The sequence below is a fragment of the Flavobacterium keumense genome, assembly GCF_029866485.1.
Taxonomy (GTDB): Bacteria; Bacteroidota; Bacteroidia; order Flavobacteriales; family Flavobacteriaceae; genus Flavobacterium; species Flavobacterium keumense.
The window spans coordinates 169853-189179 of record NZ_CP092332.1 but is presented as its reverse complement, the minus strand read 5'-3'; the positions used below and the strand labels follow the sequence as shown (position 1 = coordinate 189179).

The 19327-nt window shown below is 33.4% G+C and carries 19 protein-coding genes; 7 read left to right on the top strand and 12 right to left on the bottom strand.

The features are described 5' to 3' along the window. Nucleotides 1-383: 383 nt before the first annotated feature. The gene (locus MG292_RS00790; protein WP_264532490.1) at nucleotides 384-1154 is read right to left on the bottom strand and encodes a hypothetical protein; all 771 of its coding nucleotides are present in this window, start codon (nucleotides 1152-1154) and stop codon (nucleotides 384-386) included. A gap of 265 nt (nucleotides 1155-1419) precedes the next feature. Between MG292_RS00790 and MG292_RS00785 the strand changes: the two genes are divergently transcribed. Further along, complete coding sequence (locus tag MG292_RS00785) at nucleotides 1420-2262, top strand: tyrosine-type recombinase/integrase (RefSeq protein ID WP_264532491.1); 843 nt, start codon at nucleotides 1420-1422, stop codon at nucleotides 2260-2262. A gap of 88 nt (nucleotides 2263-2350) precedes the next feature. Here MG292_RS00785 and MG292_RS00780 read toward each other — a convergent pair whose 3' ends face one another. The 4 genes from MG292_RS00780 to MG292_RS00765 form a co-directional block, all read right to left on the bottom strand. After that, a complete protein-coding gene (locus tag MG292_RS00780; RefSeq protein WP_264532492.1) occupies nucleotides 2351-4495 on the bottom strand; it encodes a polyribonucleotide nucleotidyltransferase in 2145 nt (714 codons plus the stop codon). A gap of 144 nt (nucleotides 4496-4639) precedes the next feature. Then, the gene (gene rpsO / locus MG292_RS00775) at nucleotides 4640-4909 is read right to left on the bottom strand and encodes a 30S ribosomal protein S15 (protein ID WP_264532493.1); all 270 of its coding nucleotides are present in this window, start codon (nucleotides 4907-4909) and stop codon (nucleotides 4640-4642) included. Between the two features lie 118 nt (nucleotides 4910-5027). Next, nucleotides 5028-5975 (bottom strand): energy transducer TonB, encoded by a 948-nt coding sequence (locus MG292_RS00770; protein WP_264532494.1) that lies wholly within the window; start codon nucleotides 5973-5975, stop codon nucleotides 5028-5030. Nucleotides 5976-5994: 19 nt separating this feature from the next. After that, nucleotides 5995-6450 carry a GAF domain-containing protein gene (locus tag MG292_RS00765; RefSeq protein WP_264532495.1) on the bottom strand — a complete coding sequence of 152 codons (456 nt, stop codon included), beginning with the start codon at nucleotides 6448-6450 and terminating at the stop codon, nucleotides 5995-5997. Nucleotides 6451-6533: 83 nt separating this feature from the next. Here MG292_RS00765 and MG292_RS00760 point away from each other — a divergent pair, with 83 nt between their 5' ends. The 6 genes from MG292_RS00760 (at nucleotide 6534) to MG292_RS00735 (ending at nucleotide 12474) form a co-directional block, all read left to right on the top strand. Then, nucleotides 6534-7364 (top strand): ATP cone domain-containing protein, encoded by an 831-nt coding sequence (locus tag MG292_RS00760; protein ID WP_264532496.1) that lies wholly within the window; start codon nucleotides 6534-6536, stop codon nucleotides 7362-7364. A 23-nt stretch (nucleotides 7365-7387) separates the two neighbouring features. Continuing rightward, entirely contained in the window at nucleotides 7388-8743 is a 1356-nt protein-coding gene (locus MG292_RS00755) for an MBL fold metallo-hydrolase (protein ID WP_264532497.1), read from the top strand. A gap of 45 nt (nucleotides 8744-8788) precedes the next feature. Beyond that, a complete protein-coding gene (locus MG292_RS00750; RefSeq protein ID WP_264532498.1) occupies nucleotides 8789-9193 on the top strand; it encodes an HYC_CC_PP family protein in 405 nt (134 codons plus the stop codon). Between the two features lie 72 nt (nucleotides 9194-9265). Beyond that, nucleotides 9266-11275, top strand: coding sequence for a TonB-dependent receptor plug domain-containing protein (locus MG292_RS00745; protein WP_264532499.1), 2010 nt, complete (start codon nucleotides 9266-9268; stop codon nucleotides 11273-11275). Between the two features lie 69 nt (nucleotides 11276-11344). Then, nucleotides 11345-11686: a heavy-metal-associated domain-containing protein gene (locus MG292_RS00740; RefSeq protein ID WP_264532500.1), complete on the top strand. Its 342-nt coding sequence runs from the start codon at nucleotides 11345-11347 to the stop codon at nucleotides 11684-11686. Nucleotides 11687-11796: 110 nt separating this feature from the next. Then, nucleotides 11797-12474, top strand: a complete 678-nt coding sequence (locus tag MG292_RS00735; protein WP_264532501.1) for a DedA family protein — start codon at nucleotides 11797-11799, stop codon at nucleotides 12472-12474. Between the two features lie 90 nt (nucleotides 12475-12564). Here the strand turns inward: MG292_RS00735 and groL are convergent, their stop codons facing one another. The 7 genes from groL to miaB form a co-directional block, all read right to left on the bottom strand. Continuing rightward, nucleotides 12565-14190, bottom strand: coding sequence for a chaperonin GroEL (gene groL, locus MG292_RS00730; protein WP_264532502.1), 1626 nt, complete (start codon nucleotides 14188-14190; stop codon nucleotides 12565-12567). A 41-nt stretch (nucleotides 14191-14231) separates the two neighbouring features. Further along, the gene (locus MG292_RS00725; protein WP_229317362.1) at nucleotides 14232-14507 is read right to left on the bottom strand and encodes a co-chaperone GroES; all 276 of its coding nucleotides are present in this window, start codon (nucleotides 14505-14507) and stop codon (nucleotides 14232-14234) included. 135 nt (nucleotides 14508-14642) lie between these two features. Next, nucleotides 14643-14963, bottom strand: a complete 321-nt coding sequence (gene secG, locus MG292_RS00720; RefSeq protein WP_264532503.1) for a preprotein translocase subunit SecG — start codon at nucleotides 14961-14963, stop codon at nucleotides 14643-14645. After that, entirely contained in the window at nucleotides 14963-15796 is an 834-nt protein-coding gene (locus MG292_RS00715) for a tetratricopeptide repeat protein (RefSeq protein ID WP_264532504.1), read from the bottom strand. The genes secG and MG292_RS00715 overlap by 1 nt, the downstream gene beginning before the upstream one ends. Before the next feature lie 91 nt (nucleotides 15797-15887). Continuing rightward, on the bottom strand, nucleotides 15888-16394 hold the full coding sequence (locus MG292_RS00710) for an LptE family protein (protein WP_264532505.1): 507 nt from the start codon (nucleotides 16392-16394) through the stop codon (nucleotides 15888-15890). A 44-nt stretch (nucleotides 16395-16438) separates the two neighbouring features. Beyond that, entirely contained in the window at nucleotides 16439-17698 is a 1260-nt protein-coding gene (locus MG292_RS00705; protein WP_264532506.1) for a sigma-54 interaction domain-containing protein, read from the bottom strand. 32 nt (nucleotides 17699-17730) lie between these two features. Then, the gene (gene miaB, locus MG292_RS00700; RefSeq protein WP_264532507.1) at nucleotides 17731-19176 is read right to left on the bottom strand and encodes a tRNA (N6-isopentenyl adenosine(37)-C2)-methylthiotransferase MiaB; all 1446 of its coding nucleotides are present in this window, start codon (nucleotides 19174-19176) and stop codon (nucleotides 17731-17733) included. Between the last annotated feature and the right edge of the window lie 151 nt (nucleotides 19177-19327).

Sequence of the window (19327 nt, the reverse complement as noted above, 5' to 3'; positions counted from 1 at the left end):
GGAGTTAAAAGTTACAAAAAAGAATTATTATATTTATGTATTAACAAAAAAAAATGTAGTAAACTAGAATTAATTTATTGATCAATAATTCTAAATTCAGATAAAACATATAATAAAGTTAATAGTCCAAATACTATTAACATTTTCAATATCGTCTCTTTTGTATTATTGTTATTTTTCTCTTTATCTACTTTTAAATCTTGAATTAATTTAATAAAAAAAACAGGTAGCATTATAAATATAAATATCCATGTAATTCTAGATCGATATTCTCTACCAGAAATTAAGTTGCAAAAAATATAAGTAGAAACGAAAAAATAATTTATATAATTATATTTTGAATAAATAATGTTTTTAATTTTTGAATACATCTTATTTATTTTTTAATTAATACAGTCCTCATAATCTTCCAATGCATCAGACTTACAGTCTATTAAATCCCATGCACAAATCGCTCCAACAGCTAATCCGGGCCATATGCCTCCAGCTGCTGCAATTACTGCGGTTATTGCACATTTACCGTAGTCTCTATTACAACGACTGACATCTCTGTTATAAGTACTGCCACAACCTCTTAATGTAATATTGTTGTTTTGAGTTGAAATATACTCTTCAAGAACTATATTATATTCTTTGTTAAGTAAAGAATTTCGTTTATTAACATCAAAAAGGTAAAAATCGGGATTTTGATTTCTAAAATTGTTTTCAAGTTCAATCCTGCTTTTTAATAATGTTAAAATTTCATTACTATTAATAAAACCGGCACTAGTCATTAATTGATTAAATTCCGAATCACTTTTTACATTTAACAATTCGTTTTTATAACTAATTATCCTATTTGAACTGGGTGATTTAGCAAAAGCTTCCTCTAGTTCAATTGATTTTTGTAAAAAATCTTTAGAAAATTTTTTTAAATTTTCGACAATTTGTTTTTCATTTATCACTTTTTGTGTTTCGTTGTCAATTGAACAACTAACAAAAGCAAAACAAAATAAAACAAATATAATTAGATATGCATAAATTAAATCTTTGATTGAATTTTTTTTCATAATTAATAAAAATTGTGCTTGAATCTTTGCAAGAGCTTCTGGCTCTTTAAGGCAGTCAAAGATTTTCTGCTGTTGTTTTCCACTATGGATTTTCTGCCTATGCATTACCCAATAGTAACATCCTTGCAAGGTAACGGTTCTATTTATTCGCGACTAAATGAAACGTAATGTAGATTTGGGTTTTTTGCAATATTCAAATATAATTATTGAAATAATCCAAAATTAATAACATGCGTCAATCCATTTTGCAGTACAAGATTGTTTTTTTATGCTTTCATTATTATCAATAAAATACTAAAATTCATTTTTCTAATATTGTTTTATTGACGCATTTTTTCTATTTTTATAATCCCAACCCAAATCGATTACCATGGATATTCAAGATCTCTTGCAGCGTTTTGCTGAATGTTTAAAAATTCAGAGATATAGTCCTTCCTCAATTAAAAACTATCAAAGTAATTTGGTATTATTTTTTAATTATATTTCAAAGCAATTTTCTTGTATTGAAGAAATTGAAATATCACATATTGAAAACTACATCTTTTGGAAAATAAATAATGGAAAATGTAGTGGCACACATCAAAAAATGATTTTGGTTAGTATTTCAAAATTTTATGATTTTGTATTGGGTATAAAAATCAATTTAAACCATTTATATCCTAAACGATCAGAAATTAAACAGCCCAACTTCTTAACTTTAAAAGAAGTAAAACAATTGATTGAAGTAACTGAAAATTTAAAACATAAGTGCTTAATTATGTTTTTATATTCTACTGGTATACGTCTTTGTGAAGTTATTAACTTAAAAACAACCGATATTGATTTAAAAAATAGGACTATTTTCATTCGACAAGTTAAAGACAAAAAAGAACGCAAAGTGATGTTATCTGAAAATTTAGTAGTTTATCTGATGCAATATTATTTAAGATACAAACCTGTTAATTACGTGTTTGAAGGTCAAAATAAAAGTCAGTTTTCAGGAAGAAGTGTTCAACAAATAGTGAAACAAAGCGCTATAAAATCAGGATTAAAGAAAACGGTTTCTCCATTTATTTTAAGACATAGTTTTGCAGTACACTTGATCGAATCTGGAATTGATATTTGTTGTATTCAAGAATTGTTAGGCCATAATTTTTTAAAATCAACTGAATCCTATACTTTAGTAACGAAAGCTGCCAAATCTCCAATAAAAAGTCCTTTAGATACATTGTAAGTTTTTTTCATAAAAACGAAAAATCCCGTTCCACTATTTCGGAACGGGATTTTTGCTATCAATAAACCTTTAGTAAACTAAGATTGGATTACTCTTTTTTCTCCTCACGTGGAGGTCTTGGTAAAAGTGCTTTTCTTGACACTTTTTCTTTTCTAGTTTTAGGGTCAACGCCAAGGTATTTCACTTGGAATACATCGCCCATATTCACTACATCAGAAACATTTTCAGTACGTTCCCAAGCCAATTCCGATACGTGTAATAAAACTTCGTTTCCTGGAGCTGCTGTGTATTCTACAACCGCACCAAAATCTAACATTTTGATTACTTTCACTTCGTATGCTTCGCCTACTTCTGGTTTGAAAATGATCGAATCAATTTTTGCTAATACTGTTGCGATGCCGTCTGGATCTGTACCTAAGATTTCAACTACACCTTGTTCGTCCACTTCGTTAATTACGATAGTAGTTCCAGTAGCTTTTTGTAATTCTTGAATTACTTTTCCACCTGGTCCAATTAAGGCTCCAATGAAGTTGCCAGGAATAGTTCTGGTAATGATTTTTGGAGCGTGTTTCTTAACGTCCGGTCTTGGAGTAGCAATTGTATCTGTGATTTTACCTAAGATGTGCATACGTCCGTCACGTGCTTGACCCAACGCTTGTTCCATAATGTCATAACGCAATCCTTCGATTTTGATGTCCATTTGACAAGCTGTGATACCGTCAGCAGTTCCTGTAACTTTAAAGTCCATATCACCTAAGTGATCTTCATCACCTAAAATATCAGATAGTACAGCAAATTTTTCACCGTCAGTGATTAATCCCATAGCAATTCCAGAAACTGGTTTTACCATTTGTACTCCCGCATCCATTAAGGCCATTGTTCCAGCACATACGGTTGCCATAGAAGAAGAACCGTTAGATTCTAAAACTTCTGAAACGACACGAATGGTGTAAGGACAATCAGCAGGAATCATATTTTTCAAAGCACGTTGTGCTAAGTTTCCATGACCTACTTCTCTTCTTGAAGTCCCTCTTAATGGTTTTGCTTCACCTGTCGAGAACGGAGGGAAGTTATAGTGCAGGTAGAATTTTTCTTCTCCTTGTTCTGATGGAGAGTCAATTTGGTTGGCTTCTCTAGAGGTTCCTAAAGTTACTGTTGCCAAGGCTTGCGTTTCTCCACGAGTAAATAAAGACGAACCGTGTACAGAAGGTAAATAATCTGTTTCACACCAAATTGGTCTGATTTCTGTGGTTTTTCTTCCGTCTAAACGAATTCCTTTTTCTAAAATTACATTACGAACGGCTGTTTTTTGAACTTTGTAGTTGTATTTGCTTACTAATTCAGCTAAATCTGCATTCTCTGCATATTCTTCTTCAGAATATAACGCTTTAACTTCATCTTTAACCAAAGCAAATTTTTCACTACGCTCACTTTTAGCAGATGCTTCTTGAGCAATGGCATAGTATTTATCGTAAGCGGCAGCTTTTACTTTAGCATAAACCGCTTCGTCTTCCTTTTCACCTTCATACGTTCTGTAAGCTGGAGAACCTACAGCTGCTCTTAAACGCTCTTGTACTTCAATTTGAATTTTAATTGCTTCGTGAGCAAATTTAATAGCTTCTACCATTTCGTGTTCTGAAATTTCTTTCATCTCACCTTCTACCATACAAACAGAATCTTTAGAAGCGCCAATCATCATATCGATGTCAGATTGTTCCAATTCTGCTCTACTTGGATTGATAACTAATTTTCCGTTAATACGTGCTACACGTACTTCAGAAATCAAGTTGTAAAACGGAATATCAGAAACAGCTAAAGCAGCCGAAGCAGCTAATCCTGCTAAAGCATCTGGCATTACGTTTTCGTCATGCGACATTAACTGAATCATTACTTGTGTTTCGGCATGGTAATCATCTGGGAAAAGTGGACGCAATACACGGTCTACTAAACGCATGGTCAATACCTCGCTATCACTTGGGCGCGCTTCTCTTTTGAAAAAACCTCCAGGGAAACGACCTGCAGCAGCAAATTTTTCACGGTAGTCTACCGTAAGTGGTAAAAAGTCTACGCCAGGATTGGCAGTTTTTGCAGACACGGCTGTAGCCAAAAGCATACAGTCGCCTAAACGAACTACAACAGAACCATCAGCTTGTTTGGCTAATTTTCCGGTTTCGATTGAGATGCTTCTTCCATCTCCTAAATCGATAATTTCTTTTGAAACTTGTGGAATCATAAATTTTTAAATATTGATTAAACCTTTGGAATTAGTTGTGTTGTTGTGTGTAGTTGTTGTTTAAAATCCCAATGAAAAACCAAACTTTTTTTGTTGTTGTGTAAAAATAAAAAGAGGCACTTTCGCACCTCTTTTCTATATTGATTATTTTCTAATACCCAATACTTTGATAATCTCACGATATCTGTTGATATCTTTTTTCTTCAAATAGTCTAGTAAAGCTCTTCTTTTACCTACTAATAGTACCAATGAACGTTCTGTATTAAAATCGTGACGATTTCTTTTCAAGTGCTCAGTTAAATGCCCAATTCGGTGTGTGAATAAAGCGATTTGACCTTCTGCAGAACCCGTGTTCTCAGCTTTTCCTCCGTGTTTTGCGAAGATTTCTTGTTTAATTTCTTTAGTTAAATACATTCCAATATTATTTAAATGATTATTATGTATGCTATACAGCTATTGTATAACGGGTGCAAAAGTAATATTTATTTTTATAAAAATGAATTAAAAGAAGAAAGAATGCTAAAAAAATAATTTATTTTAAAGTAATTGGGAACGTATTAGTTATTTGAATGGGAACCCCTCTATAGTAACCAGGTAGCCATTCATCAAATTTAGAGACTAATTTTAATGCATTATCACTAATTCCATAATTATCTTTATTTAGTGTTTTGACATTCAGTAGTTTTCCGTTTTTATCAATTGTAAAAGATAAATAGATAGTGCCTTTAAGTATCGTGTTTTTTTGTGCAGGGATTTTAATTTGACTTCCAAAATATTTAAGAAAAAAAACTATTCCTTTTTTAGGGGTAGCATTTATTAGAATTTGATTGTAATTACGTTGAAATTTAAGCGAGTCGGTACTTACACCGGATATCAACTTGCCTTTGTTATAGGTTTCTACAAAACTTATTTTGTATTTTGAAGAATTACCAATCCAAGTACCTTCTTTAAGATAATTTTTAATTCTCCCTTTTGAAAAAGTTTTTTTGTCTGTTTCTTTTTCTGTATATTCTCCTTCACCATCAATTACTTTCTGGGTTTTATTTTCGTCCCAATATTGAATTATTCTAGTAATTTCAGTATTGTCTTTATAATCTTGAATAACTTCGGATTCTAGTTTAACATCTCCATTTTCGTACCATTCAAATTCTTTTCCAAAGGGTTTATTTTTAATATAGTTTGCTATTTTTTTTCGATTTCCATTTTCAAAAAAATACACGCAAGACCCTTCGAGTTTTAAATTATCTTTATCGGTTGTACTACCTCTCATATTGAGTTTCCCCGATTTGTAATAAATAGCGACATCATATAACTTTTTATCAAGCTTGTATTCTTTAACTATTCTTAGATACTTGTAATTTTCTATAGTACCAATCCTTTTTAGGGAATCTAAATATACAACTTGGTCGTTTGAATTGATTTGACTGTGGCCTAAAAAAGAAATTAATAGTAAAAATAGTGTGGGAATTTGTTTTTTCATGGGGGCATTAATTTTGGAATTAAAATAATTTAGCAATTTCAGTATTTACAAATTCTAAAAAACGTTCGTCTTCTACAGTAAAAGGATCCAAAACATGACTATCAATATCAATTTGTCCAATGTTGATTCCGTTGACGAATAAAGGAACCACGATTTCAGATTTCACTGTAAAACTACAGGCAATATAATTATCTTGAGCAGCAACATCTGGGACCACAAAATTCGAGTTGGATTCGGCAACTTGTCCACAAATACCTTTGCCAAAAGGAATTACGGTGTGGTCTGTTGGCGCGCCCACATAAGGCCCTAAATGCAGTGTTTTGCTTTCGTGATTAGCAAAATAAAAACCTACCCAGTTATAATGCGCCACATTCTCGTTAAGTAATTGGCAGATGGCTTGTAATTTTTCGTCCCTTGAAAGGGGAGTAGTAGCAACGATTGCGGTTACTTTTGGTTGTAATTCTTGAAAGTTCATCAAAATTTGTTTTTCACAAATGTATTAAATAAAAACACATGATATTTATTTCGTACCTTTAAGGAGATATAAAGAGATGTGTTATGAAAATTGTAAAACATTCAGGTGATATAGTCGATTTTGATCCTGAAAAACTCCGAAGTTCCCTTTTGAAATCGGGTGCAGAACGTCAGGTGGTAGATTCTATTTTAAAGGAGATTAAAAAAGAGCTTTTTCAAGGAATGACTACTAAGCAAATTTATAAAATGGCTTTTGGACTTTTAAAAAAAACGGCTAATGCGCATGCTGCCCGATACAATTTAAGAGAGTCCATTCGATTGTTAGGACCTGCAGGTTTTTTCTTTGAAAAATATATAGCACGACTTTTTGCTTCAGAACATTTTGAAACAATGACTAATCTTACATTGCAAGGGAAATGCGTTACTCATGAAATTGATGTCTTGCTAAAAAAAAACAATTCCATTGCTATGGTGGAATGTAAATTTCATCAAGGTCGTGATGCAGCTTCAGACGTTAAGGTGCCTATGTATATTCTATCACGATTCAATGATTTGAAAGAAAGATTCCATCCTGTTTTTGATGATAGAGAACATATCACTAAATGTTGGATTGTAACGAATAATCGGTTCACTTTGGATGCAATAACATTTGCCAATTGTTCGGGTTTAAACTTAATGAGTTGGGATTATCCCAAAAATAATAATTTGAAAACTAAAAACGATGTGAATGCGCTGTATCCAGTAACCTGTTTGACCACATTATCGCTAGCTGAAAAAGATAAATTATTGATTTTGGATGTGATTTTGGTCAAAGAAATAATCAATAATTCCGATTGCTTGGAAAAAATAGGAATCAGTCCAAGCCGAATAAAAAATGTACTGAAAGAAGTCACAGACTTGTGTCGTTATATGTAAAATCCAATTTTAAAATTATAAAGATGAAAATACGATTTATAGGAGGAGCAGGAACTGTTACGGGTTCAAAAACATTGATAGAAAGTAATGGAGTCCGAATTTTAGTAGACTGTGGTTTATTTCAAGGGATTAAAGCGTTGCGAGAACTGAATTGGGAACCCTTGCCTATTCTGCCTTCGAGTATTGATTATGTGCTATTGACTCACGGACATTTAGATCATTGTGGCTGGCTACCTCGATTAGTTGCCGAAGGATTTGAAGGTAAAATTTATTGTAGTGGTCCTACTAAAGAGATTACCAAATTAATTTTGTTGGATTCGGCTAAAATTCAAGAAGAGGAAGCACGCTTAGCCAATGAAAAGAAATTCTCTAAACACGAAGTAGCCGAACCATTATATACGGTGGATCAAGCCAAAGCTGTTTTTCCTCTTTTCAGAATTGCTGCGATTGAAGAATCAATTCCTTTGGATGCTGAGATTAATGCCGTTTTTAGCAATGCGGGTCATATTTTGGGGGCTTGTAGTATCGCTTTGCACATTGAAAATCAAATTTTGGTGTTTTCGGGAGATATTGGGCGCGATAATGATATTTTGATGTTTCCACCTACCAAACCCAAACAAGCAGATTATGTTTTTCTAGAAAGTACGTATGGGAATCGAATTCATCCTACCTCAGATGCTAAATTTGAATTGGAAGCCTATGTAAACAATGCGGTTGATAGAGGAGGGACTTTAATTATTCCAAGTTTTGCAGTTGAAAGAGCGCAAACCTTGATGTACTTGCTTTGGCAATTGAAAGAAGAAGGTCGAATTCCAAATATCCCGTATATTATAGATACACCAATGGGAATTAATGCGTTAGATATCTTTTCGAATAATAAAAAATGGCATAAACTTTCGATAGAAGCATTGGAAGGAATGAATAAAATGTTTCTTTTAGTTTCCGATTACCAAGAAAGCCTATCGGTTATTTATGATCAACAACCTAAAGTGGTTATTGCGGCTAGCGGAATGGTAACAGGTGGACGTGTGTTGAGTTATTTAGAGCATTATATTGGGTTGTCAGAGACCACAATTATTATTGTAGGCTATCAAGCTGAAGGGACACGTGGTAGAAAATTATTGGAAGGGGCTAAGGAAATTAAAATACATGGAAAATACCATCCCGTTTTAGCGAATATTCTCGAAATTAAAGGCTTGTCAGCTCATGGAGATCAAAATGATTTGTTGCATTGGCTTTCGGATTTGGAGGTGAAACCTAAAAAAATATTCATCGTTCACGGAGAAAATGAACCTGCCGATGAACTTCGTATCAAGATTCAAGAAAAATACTGCTACGATTGTTCCGTTGCTATGATGGGGCAAGAATTTGAACTTTAACAGGATTTTAAATTTAAGGGATGGAATATTATGTAAATTTGCAGTATGAATTGTAAAAAATACATCGGGTTATTTTTAGCGTTGCTAATATTGTTTTCCAATGTTGGTTTGGCTTTCACTATGCATTATTGCGGAGATAAAATAGCATCTGTATCTATTCAAACTTTGGTAAATTCAACCGATTCTGAAAAAGGGTGTTGTGCTAAAAAAGCAGTCGCAAAAGACTCTTGTTGTAAAAATAAAACAGTTCATTTTCAAAAAAAATCGGATAATGCAACCTTAAAAGCGTTTTCTTTTGAATCGTATGTTGCTTATCTAGTTCCCGAAAATAAAGTAGAAATAGCTACTTTACAAGCTGCTTTTATAAATAAACCCATTGCAACCTATTATTGTGATGCCAATGCGCCTCCGCTATTTAAGTTGTATCATCGTTATATTTTCTACGCCTGATTTTTAATGTTTTATAAGTTGAGTTTTTTTATGACTTGACATTGCTTATTACAAACATTAAAATCTTTTTATATGCAAAAATCAATCTTGTTTTTTGTGCTTTTTTTACTTGTAATTCCTGTTTTTGCACAACAAAAATTGGAAGAAGTAAAAGTGGTCACAAAGCGTAAAGGACTTCAAAAGTCGTTTACAGTTACCGGTAACACCACCTTGGTAACGAGTAAGGAATTACTCAAAGCCGCCTGTTGTAATTTGGCAGAAAGCTTTGAGACTAATCCGTCTATCGATGTGAATTTTTCAGATGCGTTAACTGGAACAAAACAAATCAAAATGTTAGGTTTGACCAGTCCTTATTTATTAATTGCTGAAGAAAATATTCCGTCTGTTCGAGGCGCTTCGCAAGCCTATGGTTTGTCTTTTACCCCAGGTACTTGGGTAGAAAGTATCCAAATTACAAAAGGAGCGGGGAGTGTGGTCAATGGCTATGAAAGTATTTCGGGGCAAATTAATACCGAATTCATAAAACCGATTAATGATATTCCATTTTTTCTGAACGCTTATGGTTCAACCGACTCAAGGTTTGAATTGAATACGCATTTTAATACGCATCTTTCAGATAAATGGAGCAGTAGTTTGTTCTTACATGGCAACACCCGTACGTCCAAAATGGATAAAAATGAGGATGGATTTTTAGATAATCCATTGGCAAAACAAATCAATATCTTGAACAGGTATCAGTATTATGATGCTGAAAAAGGCTGGGTGAGTTTTATCAATTTCAGGTATATGAATGATAAAAAACAAACGGGACAAATTAAATTCAATCCAGATACCGATAGAGGGACAACTCATTTTTGGGGTTCAGAAATTAATACAGAACGTTTGGATATTACTACCAAATTGGGTTATGTATTCAAAGACTTACCGTATCAAAGTATCGGTTTTCAGCATGCTTTTACGACTCATAACCAGCAATCGTATTTTGGCTTGAGCCAATACAATATCAAGCAAAATAGTTATTATTCGAACTTAATTTTTAATTCGATTATCAATAACACTATGAATAAGTTTGCCACTGGTTTGAATTTTACGTTAGATAATTATCAGGAATTGGTTACTGCCCAAAATTGGAGTAGAACGGATAATTCTATTGGTGCTTTTTTCGAATACACCTATGATAATAGCGATAATTTTAGTTTAATTCTTGGAGGAAGAATTGATAATCATAACCGTTTGGGGACTTTTGTAACTCCCCGTTTGCATTTGAGATACAATCCTTGGGCGAAAGCCGTTGTTCGATTTTCAGCAGGAAGAGGAAAGCGAAGTGCGAATATTTTTGCAGAAAATCAATCGCTTTTTGCTAGTTCGAGAGCTTTCTCAATTTTGGATACCAATGGCAAAATTTACGGATTGAATCCCGAAATTGCTTGGAATTATGGTACGAGTTTTACTCAGTCTTTTTTGTTTTTTGGCAAAAGTGCCGATGTGACTTTCGATTGGTACCGTACTGATTTTCAGAATCAAGTAGTGGTGGATGTAATGCAAAGTCCACAACAAGCTTTGTTTTATAATTTAAGAGGGAAATCATTTGCCAATAGTTTTCAAATCGAATTCAATTATGAGATGGTGAAAAATCTTCGATTGCGTTCGGCTTACAAAATGTATGATGTGCAAACGAATTATCTTTCGGGCACTTTTCAAAAACTGTTACAAGCTAAAAACCGATTCTTTGGAAATCTAGAATACGAAACTGCAACGAGAAATAATTCACAACACTGGAGATTCGATTTTACCTACAATTGGATTGGCGAACAACAATTGCCTAATACGCAATCGAATCCAATTAGTAGTCGACTACCTGATTTTTCTCCTGCTTATTCGTTAATGAATACCCAAATTACCCGTGTGTTTTCTCCCGTATTTGAAATGTATGTTGGTGGAGAAAACATCGGGAATTATACGCAGTCCAAAGCTGTTTTAGGTACAGAAAATCCTTTTGGAGCAACTTTTGATTCTTCCATTGTGTATGCGCCCGTTTTTGGGCAGATGTATTATGCAGGGTTGCGATTTAAGATAAAATAAATGACAATGTCAAAAATCAAGATCAATAACAATAAATAAAATAACAACACTAATTAAAATATAGAAATCATGAAAAAAATAATTGCAATAGTACTTTTAGTATTTGTTGGACTTTCAGTTCAAGCACAAGTGAAAAAAAATAGAAATGCCAAATACGTTACAGAAGTAAATGGGAATTGTGAACAATGTCAGAAACGAATTCAGAAAGCCGCTTTTTCAGTTGAAGGTGTAAAATCAGCAGTTTGGAATATCCAAACGCATCAATTGAGCGTAATTTTGAATGAAGAAAAATGTTCGCTTTTGGATGTGAAAAAAGCGATTGCTAAAGTAGGACATGACACCGATGAGGTGAGGGCCAAGGACGAAGATTACGAAAGTTTACACCATTGTTGTTTGTACGAAAGAAAATGATTTTGTAGAGGCCTAAAAGCGTTAATAAAATTGTAAAAGCAAGGTATAAATTGTGGTTGCGCTAAATTATTCTTACTTTCACACCCAAGATACTAATTAAACACAATTGTATGAACCATTTTGATTGGACTCAATTACTGAACCCAGAGTTTTATATTACCTTATCTATTGGTGGGTTTCAAGTTGGGTTGTACATTGTTTTATTTATCATTTTTGCCGAAACAGGACTTTTTGCAGGATTTTTTCTTCCAGGAGATAGCTTACTTTTTTTATCAGGAATCTATAGTGGCGATTTAATAGGCAACATACTAGTAATTGAAAGTGATTTCATCAATGTAACCTTATTGGCCTTATTGATTGCTTTTTCAGGAATTTTAGGAAATACAGTTGGGTATTGGTTTGGAGCCAAAAGTGGCTATTATTTATTTAAAAAGGAAGATACCTTTTGGTTCAAGAAAAAGTACTTATTACAGTCAAAAGATTTCTTTGAAAAATATGGAGGAAAAGCAATAATTTATGCCCGCTTTTTACCTATATTCAGAACTTTTGCACCAATTGTAGCTGGAATTGTTTCTATGGACAAAAAGAAGTTTATGTTTTTTAATACATTAAGTTCGTTTTTATGGTCTTTCGTTTTGGTTTTTTCAGGTCATTATCTTTACGGAGTGTTTTTAGGATTCGGAATTGATTTGAAAGAACATATAGAAATGATTGTTATCGGAATAATTTTGATTTCCACCTTTCCTGTTTTTTTGAAATTATTGAAGAAACGACCTCAAGATAAGTAATACAAGACAAAAAAAAATCCGAAGTGAAAACTTCGGATTTTTTATTAAATATTTACTTCGTACTTCGTATATCGTACTTCGTAAATTGAATTACATCATTCCTGGCATACCTCCACCCATTGGACTTGGGGCAGATTCTTCTTTAATGTCAATTAAAGCACATTCTGTTGTCAAGATCATTCCAGAAACTGAAGCAGCGTTTTCTAAGGCCACACGAGTTACTTTTTTAGGGTCAATGATTCCTGCTTTTAACATGTCTACATAAGCATCCGTTTTTGCATTGTAACCAAAATCACCTTTTCCTTCAGCCACCTTTGCAACTACTACAGAACCTTCTAAACCAGCATTTTCAACAATAGTTCTCAAAGGAGCTTCTACAGCACGAGATACGATTTGGATTCCAGTTGCTTCGTCAGCATTATCCGCTTTAATTTTGCTTAAAACTGTTTTTGCTCTTAATAATGCAACACCACCTCCTGCTACAATTCCTTCTTCAACAGCAGCACGAGTAGCGTGAAGGGCATCATCTACACGGTCTTTTTTCTCTTTCATTTCAACTTCAGAAGCAGCGCCAACATATAATACGGCTACACCTCCAGCTAATTTAGCTAAACGCTCTTGTAGTTTTTCTTTATCATAGTCAGAAGTAGTAGTTTCCATTTGACCTTTGATTTGGTTGACACGGTTTTTGATTGTATCCGCATCACCAGCACCACTAACAATGGTAGTGTTGTCTTTGTCAATAGTTACTCTTTTTGCAGTACCCAACATATCGATTGTTGTGTTCTCCAAAGTGTATCCTCTTTCTTCAGAGATTACTGTTCCACCAGTCAAGATGGCAATATCCTCTAACATGGCTTTTCTTCTGTCTCCAAAACCAGGTGCTTTAACAGCTGCAATTTTCAAAGCTCCACGCAGTTTGTTTACTACTAAAGTAGATAAAGCTTCACCATCTACATCTTCAGCAATAATCAATAATGGTTTCCCTGATTGTGCAACTGGCTCTAATACTGGTAATAATTCTTTTAATGAAGATACTTTTTTATCGTATAATAAAATGTAAGGACTGTCTAATTCAGCTTCCATTTTTTCTGGATTGGTTACAAAATAAGGAGAAAGATACCCTCTGTCAAATTGCATACCTTCAACAACGTCAACAAATGTATCCGTTCCTTTAGCTTCCTCCACAGTAATTACACCTTCTTTACCTACTTTTCCGAAAGCACTAGCGATTAATTCACCAATTACTTCATCATTGTTAGCAGAGATAGAGGCAATTTGTTTGATTTTTTCAGAATTATTTCCAACTACTTTAGCTTGTTTAGATAAGTCTTCAACAATAGCATCAACCGCTTTGTCGATACCTCTTTTTAAATCCATTGGATTGGCTCCAGCCGCTACGTTTTTCAAACCTTCTTTTACGATGGCTTGTGCTAAAACAGTCGCAGTTGTAGTTCCGTCTCCAGCTAAATCATTAGTTTTAGAAGCTACTTCTTTCACCATTTGCGCTCCCATATTTTCTAATGGATCTTGTAATTCGATTTCTTTAGCTACAGTAACTCCATCTTTAGTTACGTTAGGTCCGCCAAAAGCTTTTCCAATAATAACATTACGTCCTTTAGGTCCTAAAGTTACTTTTACTGCATTAGCTAATGCATCTACTCCACGTTTTAATCCGTCACGTGCTTCAATATCAAATTTTATATCTTTTGCCATATTAATGTTTATTTGTTGATTAGTTTATTCGTTTATTTGATTTAGATAATTGCTAAAATATCATCTTCGCGCATAATTAAATAATCTTTACCTTCTAATTTTAATTCGGTACCAGCATACTTTCCGTACAAGACAGTGTCTCCAATTTTCACAGTCATTGTGTGGTCTTTTGTTCCATTACCTACAGCAACAACGGTTCCTTTTTGAGGTTTTTCTTTAGCAGTATCTGGAATAAAAATTCCTGAAGCAGTTTTTGTTTCTGCTGCGACTGGTTCAATAAGAACTCGGTCGGATAGTGGTTTAATGTTTAATCCCATGATTGTATGTTTTAAAGTTATTTTAAATTAATGTTGCTATGATTTCAGAAATTGTGCCATCTCATTTTAACTGACATTTTTTCCTAAAAAAAATGCCAGCTTGTCAAAGCTGGCATTTTTGTATTGTTATTTGGATTATTTATTCGCTGGAGTAGTAGGAGTAGTTGGAGTCGCTGCTGCAGGGACTTCTGATTTTTCAATAATCTTAGAATCAGTATCACTTAATGAACCTGTAAAGCTCAAGCTTGAAAGCAAAATAAGTACAATCAAAATGGTTCCTAATGTCCATGTGCTCTTGTCTAAAAAGTCTGTAGTTTTTTGAACCCCACCTAACATTTGAGTTCCCCCAATAGAAGAAGACAAACCTCCGCCTTTTGGATTTTGAACCATAATTACTACTACCAATAGAAAGCAAACTATTGTAATTAAAACTAAGAAAATTGAAAATGTACTCATTATTGATTATTGTTATTTTGTTGTAAAATCTTAATATCCGAAATACGGTCTGCAAAGAAAGTAATTTTTTCTGGATATTTCAAAATTAATATTTCATAAGCTTGAATTGCCTTTTGATATTTTTTTTGTTCCAAGTAAACTTTGGCTAATGTTTCTGTCATTAACATAGAATGATCCTCTTTGTTTAAGTCAAAATTTATGTTAGAGGCGGTTGCTGTTTTGATAGCTGGTATCTTAGGATTAGTTTCTATAAATTTATCTATTAATTCTAATTTTTTCTTTTGTGCTTCGTTCAATGGAGCCGAAGATTCTGTGCCTATTTTTTCTCTTACTATAGGTTGAATTCTTGAAAGTTGCAACCATTCTTGAAATGAATGCCTTTCATTTGCAGAAAAATCTAGAGGTTTTCCTAATTCGAGTTTGTCGGATACTGATTTAGAATTTATTTCTGCATGCTCAGTAGCAAAATGTATTGATGATTCGATCGAATCAATTTGTTTTTCGATTGGTTCAGGAGTAATAGTCTCGCTATCGATTACATTAATATCAAGGAGTTCTGCAATTTTTTTGTCGTAATAGCCTTTTTGGATTGCCGTAAAAGTATCCGAAGTGATAAAGTCAAAAAGAACCGTTCGATCTGTTGTGTGAGCAGCGGTAACTTTTAAAGCATAATTGTATTTGAAACTATTTTGATTGTACAAACCTTTTAAACGTAAGGCTCTTGCGCTTTGAAAATACGGAAACTCATCTAAAATATGACCTAAAGATTCTGTTTGCTTTTCGTTGATAGCATCAGGTTTGTTAATTAAAAATGTATAATCAGTTACGTTCATAAAGGTTATTAGTTTATTTGGGGGATTTGGTTATTTGTTTATGGTAAATTTAAATCTACGAATTTACAAATAAACAAATCTTTATTTTAGACTACCATTTGGCTAAAGATGCATTAAAAATATCTTGAGTAATCCTTTCAAATATTTCGCTTATCGCTTTATTCAATGTACTGCCGTTAAGTTGTGATGTGGCAGGATAGTCATGATAAAATTCAAATGTTTTTTCAAAATTATCTTTTTCAGTTTTTCTATTAGTGAATCGTACATTAACCCTTATTGTTAAACGGTTTTGAGACGCTTGTTGATCAGCAGTTGCAGTCATAGGGCTAATTCTGTACCCAATAATTTCTCCTTCATAAGTTAAATCGGCTCCATTTTTAACTAAGTTCAAATTAGTTTGATTTTGAATTAAATCTTGTAGTGCTAATGTGAAGGTACGGTCTATACCAGGTTCAATTAATTCAGCATTATTTTGAAAAAAATTAACCTGAAATGTTTTGGCATCAATTTTTCCTGTACCCGTAAAATTATAAATCGAACAACTTGAACTAAGTAATACAAGTACTATTATTATATATATGTAGTATGTTTTTTTCATTCTTTAATAGATTATTCAAAGGTAGCTAAAATCGATATACAGTTTTAAAGATTAAATTGTTTTATTTTTCGATATAATGTTCGTTCAGAGATGCCTAATTCGTCTGCAGCGGCTTTGCGTTTGCCTTTGTTTTTTTCTAACGAACGTTTAATCATTTCGATTTCTTTTTGCTCTAATTTTAGAATTTCTTCTTCGGCTTCAATGGTTTCTGCAAAAAGATAATTGTCTTCTGGCTCTTGATAAATTGTTTTATTGGCAGGAGTTGTGATGATTGCAGTTCGCGGAGTTTCTTCAAAATCAATTGCGGTGTCGTCTTCCTGAGAACCGTATATTTTTTTGATTAGACCTTGATTGGTTTCTTGAACTTTAGAGCTTCCATTTTTCATCAATTCTAAAGTTAATTTTTTAAGGTCGTGTAAATCACTTTTCATATCGAAAAGAACTTTGTATAAAATTTCTCTTTCGGTATTGAAATCACTTTCACTTTTTTTGTCGTTTATTATAGATGGTAAGTTATTCCCTTCTGCAGGTAGGTAGGATTGTAGTGTTACTGCATTGATATCACGGTTGGTTTCAAGAACAGAAAGTTGCTCGGCAACATTACGCAGTTGTCTTATATTACCGCTCCAACGAAATTTCTGCAATAATTGTATTGCATGTTCGTCTAATTTTAAAGGAGGCATTTTGTATTTGTGAGCAAAATCAGCTGCAAATTTTCTGAATAATAAATGAATATCCTCTTTGCGTTCACGAAGTGGAGGTAAACTAATGTCTACTGTACTCAAACGATAGTACAAGTCTTCTCTGAATTTTCCTTTTTCGATGGCATTAAATAAATTGACATTAGTCGCGGCAACAATTCTAACGTTGGTTTTTTGCACTTGTGAGGAACCTACTTTTATAAACTCACCATTTTCTAAAACGCGCAACAAACGAACTTGAGTGGTTAATGGTAATTCGCCTACTTCATCTAAAAATATGGTTCCGCCATTGGCTACTTCAAAATAGCCTTCACGTGTATTTGTGGCACCTGTAAAAGCTCCTTTTTCGTGACCGAAAAGCTCACTATCAATAGTTCCTTCAGGTATGGCTCCACAGTTTACAGCAATGTATTTACCGTGTTTTCTGTGAGAAAGGGAATGGATTATTTTTGGAATACTTTCTTTTCCGACACCACTTTCACCCACTACTAATACTGAAATATCAGTTGGAGCTACTTGAATTGCTTTTTCAATAGCGCGATTTAGTTTTGAGTCATTTCCTATAATTTCAAATCGTTGCTTTATTGATTGCACTGTTTCCATACTACCTTGATTGTGAATTTTTAATTCTCATTTTAATTCATTTCAGAATATCCCACCGCTTTTCCTATTAAAGTTCCGCTGGTGCAATTAGTAATTGTAACATTAACAAATTCTCCAACTGCATAATTTTCTTTAGGAAAAACTACCATAATATTTTGCGAGTTTCTACCAGCCCAATCGTTAGGGGATTTTTTAGATGATTTTTCTATTAATACTTCAACCGTTTTTCCTAAAAATGCTTCTGTTCGAATTCCACTATGAACGCGTTGTAAATCAACTATTTCTTGAAGACGTCTTAATTTTGTTGCCTCAGGAACATCATCTTCCATTTTACGACCAGCTAGTGTTCCAGGTCGTTCCGAGTACGCATACATGTATCCAAAATCATATTTTACATATTCCATTAGTGATAAAGTATCTTGATGATCTTGTTCAGTCTCAGTCGGGAATCCCGCAATGAGATCTTGGGTAATTGCGCATCCAGGAATAATCGTATTAATTTTGTCAATCAATCTCATGTATTCTTCTCGGGTGTGCAAACGGTTCATTTTAGTTAAAATTCGATTGCTTCCTGATTGAACAGGTAGGTGGATATGTTTGCAAATATTAGGGTATTTTGCAATAACATGCAATACTTCTTCATGCATATCTTGTGGATTAGACGTAGAGAAGCGAATTCTCATTTTAGGGAAAGTATTAGCTACAGTTTCTAAAAGTTGATCAAAGCTAACCGCCGTTGCTTTTTGTATTTCGCTAGCGTTTTCAAAGTCTTTTTTTAGTCCTCCACCATACCACAAGTAACTGTCTACATTTTGTCCTAATAATGTTATTTCTTTAAAACCATTGTTCCACAAATCTTGAATTTCTTTTAGAATACTTTGTGGTTCTCGGCTGCGTTCTCGGCCACGCGTAAAGGGAACCACGCAAAAGGTACACATATTGTCGCAACCTCGAGTTATAGATACAAACGCAGAGACACCATTTGAATTCAACCGAACAGGAGCAATATCTCCATAGGTTTCTTCTTTTGATAGGATAACATTAATGGCGTCTCTACCTTCTTCAACTTCGGCTAGTAAATTGGGTAAATCTTTGTAAGCGTCTGGGCCTACTACTAGATCTACTATTTTTTCTTCTTCTAAGAATTGGCTTTTTAAACGTTCAGCCATACAGCCTAAAACACCTACTTTCATTTTAGGGTTAGTCCGTTTTACAGCATTGTATTTTTCCAAACGTTTTCGTATGGTTTGTTCCGCTTTGTCTCGAATGGAACAAGTATTTACCAAGACTAAATCGGCTTCTTCAAGAGTTTGAGTAGTGTTAAAGCCATTTTCAGATAATATGGATGCAACAATTTCACTATCTGAAAAATTCATGGCGCAACCATAACTCTCTATAAAGAGTTTTTTTGTGTTTTCTTTTTTGTTTTCTAGAACAAGGGTTTCACCTTGCTTGCTTTCTTCTATGATCTTTTCCATTGCATTTTTTCAAAGTGCAAAGATACGTCAAATTAGATATATATGACAAGATGGCAGTTAAACTTTTAACAGTATTTTAAGTTCGGTTGAGTCTAAAAAAATGGTTTTTATTGGTAGGTGTTATTTCCTACTAAATTAATTTTAAAGATGT

What these genes read in the sequence shown, in the direction of transcription:
- groL (WP_264532502.1), bottom strand. Translation starts at nt 14,190, where the DNA reads ATGGCAAAAGATATAAAATTTGATATTGAAGCACGTGACGGATTAAAA.
- MG292_RS00790 (WP_264532490.1), bottom strand. Translation starts at nt 1,154, where the DNA reads ATGCATAGGCAGAAAATCCATAGTGGAAAACAACAGCAGAAAATCTTT.
- MG292_RS00760 (WP_264532496.1), top strand. Translation starts at nt 6,534, where the DNA reads ATGAAAATTGTAAAACATTCAGGTGATATAGTCGATTTTGATCCTGAA.
- MG292_RS00725 (WP_229317362.1), bottom strand. Translation starts at nt 14,507, where the DNA reads ATGGGATTAAACATTAAACCACTATCCGACCGAGTTCTTATTGAACCA.
- MG292_RS00765 (WP_264532495.1), bottom strand. Translation starts at nt 6,450, where the DNA reads ATGAACTTTCAAGAATTACAACCAAAAGTAACCGCAATCGTTGCTACT.
- secG (WP_264532503.1), bottom strand. Translation starts at nt 14,963, where the DNA reads ATGAGTACATTTTCAATTTTCTTAGTTTTAATTACAATAGTTTGCTTT.
- MG292_RS00710 (WP_264532505.1), bottom strand. Translation starts at nt 16,394, where the DNA reads ATGAAAAAAACATACTACATATATATAATAATAGTACTTGTATTACTT.
- MG292_RS00735 (WP_264532501.1), top strand. Translation starts at nt 11,797, where the DNA reads ATGAACCATTTTGATTGGACTCAATTACTGAACCCAGAGTTTTATATT.
- MG292_RS00785 (WP_264532491.1), top strand. Translation starts at nt 1,420, where the DNA reads ATGGATATTCAAGATCTCTTGCAGCGTTTTGCTGAATGTTTAAAAATT.
- MG292_RS00705 (WP_264532506.1), bottom strand. Translation starts at nt 17,698, where the DNA reads ATGGAAACAGTGCAATCAATAAAGCAACGATTTGAAATTATAGGAAAT.
- MG292_RS00745 (WP_264532499.1), top strand. Translation starts at nt 9,266, where the DNA reads ATGCAAAAATCAATCTTGTTTTTTGTGCTTTTTTTACTTGTAATTCCT.
- MG292_RS00780 (WP_264532492.1), bottom strand. Translation starts at nt 4,495, where the DNA reads ATGATTCCACAAGTTTCAAAAGAAATTATCGATTTAGGAGATGGAAGA.
- MG292_RS00740 (WP_264532500.1), top strand. Translation starts at nt 11,345, where the DNA reads ATGAAAAAAATAATTGCAATAGTACTTTTAGTATTTGTTGGACTTTCA.
- MG292_RS00750 (WP_264532498.1), top strand. Translation starts at nt 8,789, where the DNA reads ATGAATTGTAAAAAATACATCGGGTTATTTTTAGCGTTGCTAATATTG.
- MG292_RS00715 (WP_264532504.1), bottom strand. Translation starts at nt 15,796, where the DNA reads ATGAACGTAACTGATTATACATTTTTAATTAACAAACCTGATGCTATC.
- rpsO (WP_264532493.1), bottom strand. Translation starts at nt 4,909, where the DNA reads ATGTATTTAACTAAAGAAATTAAACAAGAAATCTTCGCAAAACACGGA.
- miaB (WP_264532507.1), bottom strand. Translation starts at nt 19,176, where the DNA reads ATGGAAAAGATCATAGAAGAAAGCAAGCAAGGTGAAACCCTTGTTCTA.
- MG292_RS00755 (WP_264532497.1), top strand. Translation starts at nt 7,388, where the DNA reads ATGAAAATACGATTTATAGGAGGAGCAGGAACTGTTACGGGTTCAAAA.
- MG292_RS00770 (WP_264532494.1), bottom strand. Translation starts at nt 5,975, where the DNA reads ATGAAAAAACAAATTCCCACACTATTTTTACTATTAATTTCTTTTTTA.